12 protein-coding genes are annotated in these 13,082 nt (G+C 71.2%); 6 read left to right on the plus strand and 6 right to left on the minus strand.

Annotation, left to right across the window (positions count from 1 at the left end; translation table 11 throughout):
* Position 1: 1 nt before the first annotated feature.
* The 4 genes from AB0C27_RS40845 to AB0C27_RS40860 all read right to left on the minus strand — a co-directional run bounded on the left by AB0C27_RS40845 (position 2) and on the right by AB0C27_RS40860 (position 3,691).
* Complete coding sequence (locus tag AB0C27_RS40845) at positions 2-1,513, minus strand: glycoside hydrolase family 13 protein (RefSeq protein WP_357856381.1); 1,512 nt, start codon at positions 1,511-1,513, stop codon at positions 2-4.
* A gap of 18 nt (positions 1,514-1,531) precedes the next feature.
* Complete coding sequence (locus AB0C27_RS40850; RefSeq protein ID WP_106238450.1) at positions 1,532-1,912, minus strand: globin; 381 nt, start codon at positions 1,910-1,912, stop codon at positions 1,532-1,534.
* Between the two features lie 10 nt (positions 1,913-1,922).
* On the minus strand, positions 1,923-2,786 hold the full coding sequence (locus AB0C27_RS40855) for a mechanosensitive ion channel family protein (protein ID WP_357856209.1): 864 nt from the start codon (positions 2,784-2,786) through the stop codon (positions 1,923-1,925).
* A 623-nt stretch (positions 2,787-3,409) separates the two neighbouring features.
* Positions 3,410-3,691, minus strand: coding sequence for a hypothetical protein (locus tag AB0C27_RS40860; RefSeq protein ID WP_106238446.1), 282 nt, complete (start codon positions 3,689-3,691; stop codon positions 3,410-3,412).
* 275 nt (positions 3,692-3,966) lie between these two features.
* Here AB0C27_RS40860 and AB0C27_RS40865 point away from each other — a divergent pair, with 275 nt between their 5' ends.
* From AB0C27_RS40865 to AB0C27_RS40880, 4 genes are all read left to right on the plus strand, one after another.
* Entirely contained in the window at positions 3,967-5,520 is a 1,554-nt protein-coding gene (locus AB0C27_RS40865) for an XRE family transcriptional regulator (protein WP_357856212.1), read from the plus strand.
* The gene (locus AB0C27_RS40870; RefSeq protein WP_346108146.1) at positions 5,517-6,005 is read left to right on the plus strand and encodes a GNAT family N-acetyltransferase; all 489 of its coding nucleotides are present in this window, start codon (positions 5,517-5,519) and stop codon (positions 6,003-6,005) included. Before AB0C27_RS40865 ends, AB0C27_RS40870 begins: the two co-directional genes overlap by 4 nt.
* A 277-nt stretch (positions 6,006-6,282) precedes the next feature.
* Complete coding sequence (locus AB0C27_RS40875) at positions 6,283-7,536, plus strand: DMT family transporter (RefSeq protein ID WP_357856215.1); 1,254 nt, start codon at positions 6,283-6,285, stop codon at positions 7,534-7,536.
* A 275-nt stretch (positions 7,537-7,811) separates the two neighbouring features.
* On the plus strand, positions 7,812-9,443 hold the full coding sequence (locus AB0C27_RS40880) for a tetratricopeptide repeat protein (RefSeq protein ID WP_357856218.1): 1,632 nt from the start codon (positions 7,812-7,814) through the stop codon (positions 9,441-9,443).
* Between the two features lie 234 nt (positions 9,444-9,677).
* Here AB0C27_RS40880 and AB0C27_RS40885 read toward each other — a convergent pair whose 3' ends face one another.
* Positions 9,678-10,130 (minus strand): hypothetical protein, encoded by a 453-nt coding sequence (locus AB0C27_RS40885; protein WP_357856221.1) that lies wholly within the window; start codon positions 10,128-10,130, stop codon positions 9,678-9,680.
* Positions 10,131-10,265: 135 nt separating this feature from the next.
* Here AB0C27_RS40885 and AB0C27_RS40890 point away from each other — a divergent pair, with 135 nt between their 5' ends.
* A complete protein-coding gene (locus tag AB0C27_RS40890; RefSeq protein WP_357856223.1) occupies positions 10,266-11,411 on the plus strand; it encodes a pyridoxal phosphate-dependent aminotransferase in 1,146 nt (381 codons plus the stop codon).
* A 22-nt stretch (positions 11,412-11,433) separates the two neighbouring features.
* Here AB0C27_RS40890 and AB0C27_RS40895 read toward each other — a convergent pair whose 3' ends face one another.
* Positions 11,434-12,372, minus strand: a complete 939-nt coding sequence (locus AB0C27_RS40895) for a zinc-binding dehydrogenase (RefSeq protein WP_357856226.1) — start codon at positions 12,370-12,372, stop codon at positions 11,434-11,436.
* A 79-nt stretch (positions 12,373-12,451) separates the two neighbouring features.
* On the opposite strand from AB0C27_RS40895, the gene AB0C27_RS40900 reads away from it, so the two are divergent.
* Positions 12,452-13,078 carry a helix-turn-helix domain-containing protein gene (locus AB0C27_RS40900; protein WP_357856228.1) on the plus strand — a complete coding sequence of 209 codons (627 nt, stop codon included), beginning with the start codon at positions 12,452-12,454 and terminating at the stop codon, positions 13,076-13,078.
* Positions 13,079-13,082: the final 4 nt, after the last annotated feature.

Below are 13,082 nucleotides of genomic sequence, written 5' to 3' on the forward strand. Positions count from 1 at the left end.
TTCACGAGGCCGCGCGGCGTAGCCAGACGGCCGTGTCGGGCGGCAGCAGCCCGCTCCTGAGCGGCCCGCTCGACAGCAGCACCTCGTCGTGGCCGGGCAGGCGTACGGCATGCCCGCCGCAGTTGATCGCGCAGACCAGCGGCCCCCTGGTGAAGAAAAGCACTCCCTCAGGAGACTCCAGCCACTCCAAGGAGTAAGGAATCTCTCCCGCCAGCTCACGCCGGCAGGCCAGGGCCCGGCGGTAGAACTCCAGCGTCGAGTCCGCCACCCCCTCCTGCTTCTCCACGCTCAGCTCCGCGAACGACTCCGGCTGCGGCAGCCACGGCTCGGCCCCGCCCGAGGAGAACCCGTGCGAAGGCGGATCGACCGTCCACGGGATCGGCACCCGGCACCCGTCGCGCCCCGGCAGCTCGCCCTTCGACTGGAAGAAGACCGGGTCCTGCCTGGCCTCGTCCGGCAGGTCGCTCACCTCGGGCAGCCCCAGCTCCTCGCCCTGGTAGAGGTAGGCGGAGCCGGGCAGGGCCAGCGTCGCCAGCAGCGCCGCCCTGGCCCGCGCCAGGCCCGTGCCGGGCTCGGCGCCCTCGTAGCGGGTGCGGTGGCGTACGACGTCGTGGTTGGACAGCACCCAGGTGGCGAACGGCACCGTGGACAGGGTCTCCTCGATCACCTTCCTGAACGCCTGCGCCGACCACGGCGCCTGCAACCAGGCGAAGTTGAAGCTCTGGTGCAGTTCGTCGGGGCGCACGTACCGGGCCAGGTCCTCGAGGCGGTCGGTCCACACCTCGCCCACCGCCATCCGCTCGCCCGGATAGGAGTCCAGCAGCCGGCGCCAGTCGCGGTAGACGCCGTGCACCTCGGGCTGCCCCCACACCGGAGAGACCGAGATGAAGGACTGGTCGCCCACGTTCGGCAGCCCCTCGGCCTTGTACAGGCCCATCGCCACGTCGATGCGGAACCCGTCGACCCCCCGCTCCAGCCAGAACCGCAGCACGTCGAGGAACTCCGCGTGCACCTCGGGGTTGCGCCAGTTGAAGTCCGGCTGCTCCGGCGCGAACAGGTGCAGGTAGTACTGCCCGTCCGCCACCCGGGTCCAGGCCGGGCCGCCGAAGGTCGACTGCCAGTTGTTGGTGGTGTCGCGGAAGATGTAACGCTCACGCCCCTCGCCCCGCAGCGCGGCCTGGAACCACGGGTGCGCGGAGGAGCTGTGGTTGGGCACCACGTCCACCAGCACCCGCAGCCCGTGCTCGTGCGCGTCGGCGACCAGCGCCTCGAAGTCGGCGAGCGAGCCGAAGAGCGGGTCGACCCCGCGGTAGTCGGCCACGTCGTAGCCGCCGTCGGCCATCGGCGAGGGATAGAACGGGGTCAGCCAGATCGCGTCCACGCCCAGCCGCCGCAGGTAGGGCAGGCGCTCGCGCACCCCGGCCAGATCGCCGACGCCGTCGCCCGAGGCGTCGGCGAAACTGCGGACATAGATCTCGTAGACGACTGCGTCACGCCACCAGGGGATCTCCATGTGGCGTCTCATGCCCCGTTATGTGGGGGAGTTCACCAGACTGTGGGCCGCGTAGACCAGATAGTCCCACAGCCGGGTCTGCTGCTCCTCCGGCAGATCGAGCGAGTCGACCGCGTCGCGCATGTGGCGCAGCCACGCGTCACGCTCGGGCTCGCCGATCACGAACGGCATGTGGCGCATGCGCAGCCTGGGGTGGCCGCGCTGCTCGCTGTAGTCCTTGGGACCGCCCCAGTATTGGATGAGGAAGCCCCGCAGCCGCTCTTCGGCGCCCGTCAGATCGGGCTCCGGGTAGAGCGGCCGCAGTAGCGGGTCGTCCGCGACCCCTTCGTAGAAGCGGTGCACGAGGCGGCGAAATGTCTCCTCGCCTCCGACGGCGTCATAGAAGGAGGTCTCTGTCACGATTCCTAGCTTAGGCGCTGGCGACCATGGGGATGCCCGCGGTGTCGAGCGCCGTCTTGACCCGGAGCCGCAACTCCCTCGCCACCTCCGCCTGCGCCGACGGCAGCGTCTTGGTGGAGATGCGGAAGACCAGCGAGCTGTCGGAGAGCTGCTCGACGCCGAACACCTGCGGCGGCTCCACCATCTTCGACTCGCGCAGCTCGGGGTCGGCCCAGATCTCCTCGGCCACCTGCTCGAGCAGCACCCGCACCCCGACGACGTCGGCGTCGTAGGCCACCGGGATGTCCATGTAGGCCCGTGACCAGCCCTGTGACTCGTTGCCCACCCGGGTGATCGTGCCGTTGCGCACGTACCAGACGCGGCCGTCGGAGTCGCGCAACCTCGTGACGCGCAGGGTGACCGCCTCGACCGTGCCGATCGCGGCGCCCGCGTCGATCACGTCGCCCACGCCGTACTGGTCTTCGAGGAGCATGAACATGCCGGCGATGAAGTCCTTGACCAGCTCTTGGGCGCCGAAGCCGATGGCCACGCCCAGAATGCCGACGCTGGTCAGCAGCGGCGCGATCGGGATCGTCAGCCGATCGAGCACGGTCAGCACCGCCGTGCCGAGGACGACGATCGAGGCGACGTGCTTGAGCACCGACCCCATCGTCTCGGCCCGCTGCTTGCGGCGCTCGTGCAGCAGCGCGTCGATCCCGTCGGTCGCCGCGCCCCTGCGGAACCGGCTCGTGATCGACCCGCCGGTCGCCGCTCTGTTGACCACTCTCGTGATGACCCGGTGCGCGAACTTCCTGATGATGAAGGCCAGCACGAGGATGAGCACGATGGTGATCGCACTGGAGACCAGTGGCGCCCAAGGCGCGTCGCCGAACATCTTGACCAGGGTAGAGCAAAGTACGGTGTCGCCTTCACACAGGGCGGACATCTGTGAGGCCATCTGGTCGATGTTGGGCATCACCGACGGAGAAGCTGTCGGTGGCTCCGCTGTCACCAGCAGTAACACTATGGTGGATCCCCCTCCGGAAGCGGTTCGGTCGGCTCTTTGGACCGATTCGATCCATTATCCAGCCGACCGAACCGCCCGTCGTCACATCACGCCGGGGAAGACGGGGACGCCGGTTCTCTGGGCCGCGGAGGGAGAGAGCCGGCGCTCCGATGACGGACGGCTCGGACCGGGACACACACCCGGAAGCATGTCCCGTGCCGGTTCCGGGAGGGATCCCCCGAACACCCGCCCGGCGTACCGGGAGGGTGGCTTGTCGCGTACGCGCGCGCGGCGCGCGTACGTAAGGTGCGGCGTGCCCGCCATGTGCGGCGGGAACGCCAGGTGCTTCGTGTACGCCAGGCGCTTCGTGCGCGGCCGGGCCGGAACCGGCGGAGTGACCAGGGCCCCGCGAAAGGGAGACCCTCCGCACCGGCCACTCCGCCGGCCCCCAGGAGCCGCCGTGGGTCGCGGTGAGCCGTGGTGGCTGCGCTCCACCCGGATCACCGCGGTCATCACTCCCCCACGGCGGCGAGCACGCGTGCGACCTTCGTCGCGGCGCCGGCCGGGTCGTCGGCGGTGTGCATCCGCTCGCCCCAGGACCAGCAGTACCACCAGTCCGGCAGATCGGAGGACGCCGGCCGACAGGTGACGTTCTCGGACAGGCTGGTCGCCTGCGGGTTGATGACCCGGACGAACCTGCGACCGCTCTGGGTCTGGACCACTCGTGCGAGCAACCCGCGAGCGCCGAGTTCGGCCACGAGGCGCTCCAAGAGCTCGAAGTTGTCGTCCCCCACCGTTCGTTCCTCCCTCAGGAATCTTTGCTGGTGGGCCAAAGATGGCTCAAGTCAAGGGCTCGCGCAACGGCCCGTTCCGCTCACGGGGAGTGGCTTCTCACTCATGGGTTGTAAGAAACAGTCCCGGGGAGGACGATCCTTAACCGTAGGCTGGTTGCGGGCGTTTCCCATCCATCCGGCATTGCTTCATAGTCATGGGTAGGCGCACAGCAATCTGAGGGCTACGCTAAGTCACCAGTTGCGGACCGGTCGAGACATGCGGGAGAGGGGCCGGGATGTCCGGCAGACAGCACCGGGAGACGGAGATCGCCCGGCGGATCAGGGCCAAGGGCCTGGCCGTCGGGCGCACGTCCGCCCAGATAGCGGAAGAGATCCACGAAGCGTGCACGGGCCCGTTCGGCACCACGAGGATCAAGGCGCACCGCCTGTCCTACGGGATCGCGCTGGCCGACGTCATCGAGCAGGTGCGCGCCCTGTTCGAGCGTGACTCCAAGCCCCAGCCGGGCATCGGCGAGACGCTGCTGTCGGCGTACGAGAGCGGGCTGAAACGCCCCGGCCCCGAATACCTCCACTACCTGTGCACCGTCTACCGGGTCGAGCCGGTCGCGCTCGGCTACGACGCCCCGTGCATCTGCGGCCACGGGCACCGGATGCCGGGGCTCGTGACGGCCGAGATCAAGGAGCGCCCGGCGCCGCCTCCCGAGCGCGAGCTGCTCATGCAGCCCGCGGAGAGCGACCCCGCCGCGGAGGAGGACGAGAACGTCCTGCGCCGCACGTTGTTAACGCTGCTCAACACCGACGGCAACGCCTCCATGCAGCTCGACGGGCCGGTGCTGGGCGCGTGCGAGGGCATCAAACGCAGGCTGGACGAGACACTGGTGTCCTCCACCGTGTCCGCCGCGATGCTCGACCAGTGGGAGGAGTCGACGGTCAGCTTCGGCCGCCAGTACACGACGACGGCCCCGCTGCGGCTGCTGTGCGACGTGCTGCTCGAACTGAGCGCCGTACGCGCCGCCATGTCCCGCCGCCAGCCCATCGACCTGCAAGAGCGCCTGTGCCGGATGGCCGCGCAGCTGTCCGGGCTGAGCGGCATGATCATGATCAACCTGGGTGACCACCGGCTGGCCCGCTCGTTCTTCCGCACCGGGCGTACCGCGGCCGACGAGACCGGCGACCGCGCGCTGCGGGCGTGGATCACGGCCCGCGAGTCGCTCGTCCCCCTCTACTTCGGCGACGCCCGCGAGGCGCTCACCCTGGCCAAGAAGAGCCGCGACATGGCCGGCTCCATGCCGTGCCCGGCGCAGGCCATGGCTCCGGTCGTCGAGGCCAGGGCGCTGGCCATGCTGTCGGGAGGCGAGAGCAAGAAGGAGATCGTCGACCAGGCCAAGCGCGCGCTGGCCCGGGCCAGAAACGCCTTCTCCCACATGAAGCCCGACGACAAGGAGGACATGGCGTTCGGCTACACCGAGCGGCAGCTCTACTTCTACCAGGGCGACGTGCTGACCAAGCTCGGCCAGACGATCGAGGCCGAGGTGGTGCTCGACCAGGCGCTGGGCAAATACGACAACCACATCCTCGACCAGACGCTGATCAGGCTCGACCAGGCCCACTGCCGGCTGCTCGACGGTGACGTCGGGGAGGCGGTGACCGTCGCCACCAACGCGCTCAGCCTGATCACCGACGACTATCTCACCGACTTCATCGTGCGGCCCGCGCTGCGGCTCGAACAGGCCATCATGGAGGCCGATCCCAACGCTCCCGGGCTGGAGGGGCTCAAGGCGCTGATCAGGCGGCGGCCGAAGCCCAATCTGAAGGGCGCTGATAAATGAAGCTCACGATCAGGCGCTATCGCTGGTCCGATCTCGACACCATCCTCGCCCTCCACCGGATCTGCCTGGCGGAGGTGGGCCTGGTCCCCGGCGACGGCGTCTACTACGACGACGACTTCCCCCGCATCCAGGAGATCTACCTGGCCTGCGGCGGGGACTTCCTGGTCGGGGAAGCGGGCTCGCGGGTGGTGTCCATGGGCGGGCTGAGACCCGTCGACACCGGCACCGCCGAGGTGTGCCGCTTACGGGTGCACCCCGAGTTCCAGGGCCGTGGTTTCGGCACGGCCATGCTGGTCGCGCTGGAGCGGCGTGCGGTCGAGCTCGGGTTCCACCGCGTCAGAGGTGACACGACGCTCAACCAGGAGGCCGCGCTGGCGCTGTACGCGCGCCAGGGATGGCGCGAACTCTCCCGCGAACGGGTCGGTGACCTGGTCGTCGTCTACGGGGAGAAACACCTGATCCCGCCGGCCGTACTCGACCGCTGAACCACCGCACGGCCCCGTCCCCCTCCTCCTGGGGCCGCCCCCTCTCGTCCTTCCCGGTGACCGTTTCCCGGGGCTCCCGGCGTGACCTTTCCGCCGATCTTGATTTTCCTCCTCGTGGCCGGAGATCGATTCCGCCGGACGATTTGGCGCTTTTCGGATCCCCGGGATAAGGATGTCCGAGCCTCCGGGTGAGGGTCTTACCACCCAGGTGTAGCTAAGCCTCACCGGCTGCTCCCTGTACATCTACGGCTGCGAATAGTAGTGCCATGCTTTTCTCATGGCAGGCGTACCCGCTCCCCGCCCCCTTCTGGGAGCCGTGCTTCTGTTGTTCGTCAGCGCCGCTTGGGGGTCGGCCTTTCCGCTGATGAAAGATCTCATTCCCCGGTTACCTGTGGAGGATCTGCTCGCCGAGCGTTATCTGATCGCGGCGACGACGTTGTTCCTGTTCCGGCCGAAGAGCCTGCGGGGGCTGTCGCGGGAGACGTGGATCCACGGGATCACGCTCGGGGTGATGTTCGGGGTGGGACAGGTCGGTCAGGCGCTCGCGCTGGACCACCTGCCCTCGGCGGTGTCGGGGTTCGCCGTCGGCTGCACCGTGATCGTGACGCCGATCCTGTCGCTGCTGCTGTTCAGGGAGCCGGTGCGGCGGCGGATCTGGGGCGGGGTGCTGCTCGCGCTGACCGGTATGACCGTCTTCACGCTGCTGCGCGGGGTCGAGGGGCACAAGGTGTCGGTGCTCGCGCTGGGCGTCACGCTCACCGCCGCCGCCCTGTACGCCGGCCACACGCTCATGCTGGCCCGTCTGTCCAGGCGTCCGTCCGGCTTTCCCGCGTACGCGCTGACCGTGATCCAGCTCTTCACCATCGGCGGGCTCACCGGGGGCGCCGCCGTGCGCGACGGGATCTCCGTGCCGGGGAGTGTGTCCGACTGGCTGATCCTGGCGCACCTGTCCGTGGTGGCGTGCGCGCTGGGGTTCCTGGCCCGTTCCTACGCTCAGGCGCACGTGCCCGCGGTGCCGAGCCAGATCCTCATGTCCTCGCAGCCGGTCTGGGTGGCCGTGATCGCGGTGGTCTGGTTCCACGAGGAGATCGGCTGGGGCATGGTGGCGGGCGGCGTGCTGATGGCGGGGGCGACGCTGCTGGCGCTGCCGGCCAGGACCGGACGTACGAGAAAAGAGCTCGGCCGCCGTGATCTGCTGAAGGTGGCGGGCCGGGCCGCCAGGGCACTGGACGGGAGGCGGGCCAGACGGGAGGATCCGCTGGGGTTGCAGGGCGGCGCGGCCACGTACCTGGCGAAGAGCGCCTGCCGGGACGTCAGGTCGTGTCCCTGGCAGACGCGCTCGCTGAAGGGAGGCGCCGAGCCGAGCCTGGAGCGGCTGATCGAGCGGGCGACGTTCATCGTCCGGGCGAAGGGGGGACACGGGCCCGGGTGTTGCCAGTCGGTCACCCTGCTCGGCCGGTGCCTGTGCGACCTGATGGAGGATTCGGCACCTCATACCACACGATTGCGCCGGTGGTTTCGCTCCAAATAGGTTAGATATACCATTCAAAAGGCAAGTGCTTTTTATCCATTAGCCTCCCACTTAATCGGAATAAACCTTGATATCCGGTGGGGTGACTCAATAATAGGTAATTACCCCCAAGTGGAGAGGCATGTCATGAAGCGCATCGTCGTCCGCAAGCCTGGAACCGCGAGGCTGGCAGGGACCTCCAGCGTCATTCACAAGGGGTGATCGAGGAGAGGTCCCACCTCAGGGTTCAGGGCTCACCGCCTGCCCGACCCGGGGTCGCGCGGCTGATCACGCCGATGATCGACGCACACCGGCGGCCGCGCGGCCCCTACACCGTGGCCGCGGCGCTGCTGCCGGCCCTGGTACCTGACACTTTGCGTCGCTCACCCGCTCTCGTGGCGGCCCACGACATCGAGATCCTCGCCGCCGCGCCCGAACTGGCCGGACTCGTCCGGGCCGGACGTGGCACGATCGAGGCCGGGCTCTCCGAGGACGAGCGCATCCTCGTGCCCGCTCCGCGCCGGACGCTGCGGCTGGCCAACGGCCTGGCCGAGTACGTACGCGACGCCGTGTCCCCGGGTGCGGCGCTGGCCGTGTGCAACGGCGACGCGGCCGACCCGACCGACACCGAGCTGGTCGAGGTCATGATGCGGCGCATCCCGCCCACGACGTTGTCGATCACGGTGTACTCCGGCGGCCCCGAGCCCCCGCCTGACACCCGCGACGCCGACGAGCTCTGGACGCTCGTCGACCGCTGCACGCGGGAGGGCTTCCTGCACGCCGCGGCCGAGTTGGGGGAGCGGGGCATGGCGCGGACCGAGCCGGGCGGCGCCCGCTGGTGGCGCTTCGCCCAGCGCACGGCGACCGCGCTCGGCGGGCTCGGCCGTACCTCCGAGGCGCGGGCGGTCTGGGACCGGGTGCGCCTGAGCAGCCAGGATCCGGCGATGCACGCCGCGGCGGCGTACGGGACCGGCATGCTCGACGCCCGCCACCCCGACCCCGCCCGCCGCGACCTGGGCCGGGCCAGGTCCTGGGTCAACCTGGCCATCGCCATCTCCACCCTGTTACCCGACCCGGCCGAGCGGGCCTTCAAGCTCGGCTTCGACCGCAACGGCCTGGCCCTGGTCGAGCTGCGGCAGGGCCGGCTGGACGCCGCGCTTGAGCTGGTGGAGTCGGCCATCGAGCTGGCGCGCGAGCTGGGGGAGCGCCATCCGCTGCACCGGATGGTGCTGCTGGCCAACCGGGCGCAGCTGCTGGCCGGGCTCGGGCACACCAAGGAGGCCCTGGAGGACTACGGGGCGGCCATCGCGATCGATCCCGGCTTTCCCGACCACTATCTGGAACGCGGCAATCTGCTGTTCAAGCTCGGACGCCACGACGACGCGCTGTCGGACTTCGAACGGGCCATCGCCGCCGGGCCGCCGCTGCCCGAGGCGTACTACAACCGGGCGGAGCTGCGTACCGTACGGGGCGACGTCGAGGGGGCGCTGGCCGACCTCGGACGGGTGATCGAGCTCGACCCCGACGCCGTGGACGCCTACATCAACCGGGCCGGGCTGCTGGCCGGGGCGGGCCTGGACGAGGAGGCCGCGCGCGACGTCGAGTCCGGGCTGGCGCTGGCCCCCGACAGCCCGCACCTGCTCACGGTGCTGGGCCAGCTGGAGACCGCGGCGGGCCGCCACGCCGAGGCGCGGACGGCACTCGACCGCGCCGTGGCCCTGGCCCCCGAGCTGCCTGCGGCCTGGGGGAACCGGGGGGTGCTGAGGTACGCGATGGGCGACGTGGAGGGGGCGGTGTCCGACCTCACGCGCGCCATCGAACGACAACCCCAGGCCGACCTGTACGCCAACCGCGCGGTCGCCCTACGCGCCCTGGGCCGCGACGCCGATGCGGAGGCGGACGACCGTCGCGCGGCCCACCTGTCGTGAGACGCGGACGGCCGTCGCGCGGTCTGCCTGTCCTCAGCGGAGCGTGATGGCTGGGCCCGCGCGCAACCTGCGGTCCTGCCGGTCGTGTGTGCTCGTTGCCGGGGCGAGGGCGCGCGTGAGGGCCCCGCCGTCGGGGCGAAGCGGTGGCGTCTCCAGAGACCGTAGCGATGCTAGGGCGGCGGCCGGCGTGACCTCACAGGCCGTAGCGCGCCAGGGAGGCGGCCAGCGCTGAGCTCACAGGCCGTAGCGGGCCAGGGAGGCGGCCAGCGCGACCGGCAGCAGTGCCGCCAGCCCGAGCGCGGCCACCACCTTCCACCATCGCGCCACCCCGGGCTCCGTCATGAACGCCGCCAGCGCACCCGCTCCCGCGAACGCCGCTGCTGCCGCGGCCAGGTCCGCGAGTGGTGACGTCCACGAGGGCAGTGACTCGCCGGCCAGTCGCAGCACCACCAGCACGCCCGCGGCCACCAGCGCCACCCGCCGCCCCGGTCGCACGCCCACCCGCTCCAGCGCCAGGGCGAACCCGGCGAGCAGGGCCAGGCTGATCGCCACGACGAGGCCGAGGGCCGGCGGCAGGCAGCCCCATTCCTCGCAGCCGACGCCGGTCCAGGCCAGCCGCACGGAGGCCCACCACAGCACACCGAGCACGGCGCACACCGCAGCCGCCCGCCCCATACGCCCCCTCATGTCGCCCATGCTGCCATCCGCCGAGCCCACCGGACGCCCGCTCGCCTGTCTCCACTTCCCCTCGGGGCGCTTGACAGGGGTTCGTGGCTGAGAGACCGTTCCATATACGGAACGCCCTTCGACGGAGGTGCTGTGATGCGGCCCAACTCCCGATTCGCGCAGGTTCAGCCGTTCGACATCGACAAGGTCGCCGCTGCGGCCGGAGCCGACCCCGACGTGCTGCGGATGGAGAACCTCGACACCGACGTCCCGCCCCCGCCGGCGGCCGTGGCGGCGACGACCCGGTCCCTGGCGGAGGGGACGGGCAACAGTTGGCTGCCGTTCACCGGCCTGCCCGAGCTGTGCGAGGCGGTGGCGGCGGACCTGCGCCTGCGCACCGGGCTCGACTACGACCCGGTACGCCAGATCGCCATCACCTCGGGCGGCACCTCGGCGGTCATGCCCGTGCTGCTGGCCACCACCGAGCCCGGCGACCAGGTGGTCCTCACCGACCCCACCTACGCGGGCCTGCTCCAGCGCGTACGCCTGGCGGGCGCCCGCCCCCACCTGGTCCCCCTGCGCGTGGAGGGCGGCCACTGGCGGCTGGACCGCGACGCGCTCGGCGAGGTGCGCTCGGCCGCCGCGCTGCTACTGATGAGCCCGTCGATGCCGTCGGGCGTGGTCCTCGACGAGGAGGACTGGACGGCGGTGGCGCGGGCCTGCGAGCGCACCGGCGCCTACCTGATCTACGACGCGGCCATGGAACGCATCGTCTTCGACGGCCATCCGCGGATCAACCCGTGCCGCGTGGAGGGCCTGGGTGAGCGCACGATCATCATCGGGTCGGTGTCGAAGGAATACCGCATGATCGGCTGGCGGATCGGCTGGGTGGCGGGCCCGGCCGACATCATGTCCCGGATCATGGTGGCGACCATCTACAACACGACCGTGGCCAGCGGGTTCCACCAGATCGGCGCCGCCGCCGCGCTCAGGGAGCCGTCGGGCGTCGCGGAGGCGGTGGCCGAATACCAGGCCCGCCACGAGACGGTGGTCGCCCAGCTCGCCGACCTGCCGCTGGTACGGGCGGGCGGCGGCTGGTCGTGCCTGGTGGACGCCGAGGCCATGGGGCTGACGGCGGACGTGCTCTCGGCCCGCCTGCTCGAACGCGGGCGCGTGGCCGCCACTCCGATGACGGCGTGGGGGGAGGAGGTCGCCCGCCGGTACGTGCGCCTGGTCTTCAGCGCCGAGCCCGTCAAGCGCCTGTCCGAGCTACGAGCCCGGTTCGCGGCAGCGCTGGCCTGAGCCGAGCCTGGTCAAGCGCCTGCTAAGGCTGCCGTGCCGGTCTGAGCAGGCTCTTGCCGGTGATCGTGCGGGCCTCGATGGCGGCGTGCGCCTGCGCGGCCGACTCCAGCGGGTACGTGGCCCCGATGACGGGCCGCAGTTGCCCGGCGGAGGCCAGTTCCAGCGCCCGCCTGGCCAGCTCGCGCAGATCCGTGGCGGGCCAGGACACGGCGGTCACCCGGGGATCGGGGGTGGTCATGGCCCCGCCCGCCATCCCGTACACGCTCAGCCGGCCCCCGTCCTTGAGCAGCCCCTGAGCCGCGGCGCCGATCTCGCCGCCGACCCCGTCGAAGACGACGTCCAGGCCGCCGGTCGCCTCCCGGACGATCCGGGTCCAGCCGGGGCCGGTGTAGTCCACGGTCAGCTCGGCGCCGAGTGACGCGGCCAGTTCGCGTTTGGCCGCGCTGCCCGCCGCGCCGACCACATGGGCCCCCGCCCGCCGGGCGAGCTGCACGAGCAGGCTGCCCACACCGCCGCCGGCCGCCTCGACCAGCACCCACTCGCCGGGCGCCGGCGCGGCGGCGCCGACCAGCCCCAAAGCGGTGCGCCCGTCCGCGAGCAGCGCCACCGCGACCTCGGGCGACAGGTCCCCGGGGATCGGGATGAGGTCGCCGGCCTGGGCCACGGCCAGCTCCGCGTAGCCGCCGAGGCCGCCCAGCGTGCTGACCACGCGCGTGCCCACGACGGAGGGGTCCACGCCGTCGCCGGTCGCGCGTACCGTACCGGCGACACCGTTGCCGAGCACGGCCGGCAGCTCGACGCGGCGCGGCCCCCGGTCGGCGCGCAGCTGCGTCTCCACGAACGTGATGCCCGCCACCTCCACCTCCACCAGCACCTGCCCGGCCCCGGGAACGGGGTCGGGCATCTCCTCCACCACCAGCGTCTCCGCCCCGCCGTACCGCCGAAGGACCACCGCGCGCATGTCGTACCTCATCTCTTATCGGAGCAAATCGCTCCGACTAGCTTAACGGAGCGCTGCGCTCCGCAATATCCTGTACGTCATGAGCACACGCGGCAGGCAGGCCGAGGCCGCACGCAACGATCTGGCCCTGCTGCGGGCGGCGCACGAGGTGTTCACCACGCAGGGCTTCGACGCCCCCGTGTCGGCCATCGCCAGGAAGGCGGGCGTCGGCATGGGCAGCCTCTATCGCCGCTACCGCACCAAGGAGGAGCTGCTCCAGCGCCTGTGCCTGATCGCCATGGAACGCAGCCTGGAGCGCGCCGAGGCGGGGCTGACCCACGCCGACCCGTGGGAGGGGCTGGCACTCTACGTACGCGGCAGCGTGGCCGACAAGTCGGGCGCGCTGGCGCCGGTCGCCGGCACCATCGAGGTCACCGACGAGATGTGGCGCGTCGCCCGCACCGCAGGCGAGGCCGCCGCCCGGCTCGTGGCCAGGGCGCACGAGGCCGGGGTGCTCAGGAACGACGTGACCCGGCTCGACATCGCCCTGCTGATCGAGCAGTTCAGCCGCCCCGCCCCCGGCCCGCCCGCCCCCGAGCACGACCAGGCCGAGCAGCGCCTGCTCGCCGTCGCCCTCGACGGCCTGCGCGCGCCGGGCACGACCGGCCTGCCGGGCGAACCGCCGAGCCCCGAGTGGTACGAACGGCGCTGGGGACACGCCCCGTAGGGCT

Source organism: Nonomuraea sp. NPDC048882, assembly GCF_040649755.1.
GTDB lineage: Bacteria > Actinomycetota > Actinomycetes > Streptosporangiales > Streptosporangiaceae > Nonomuraea > Nonomuraea maheshkhaliensis.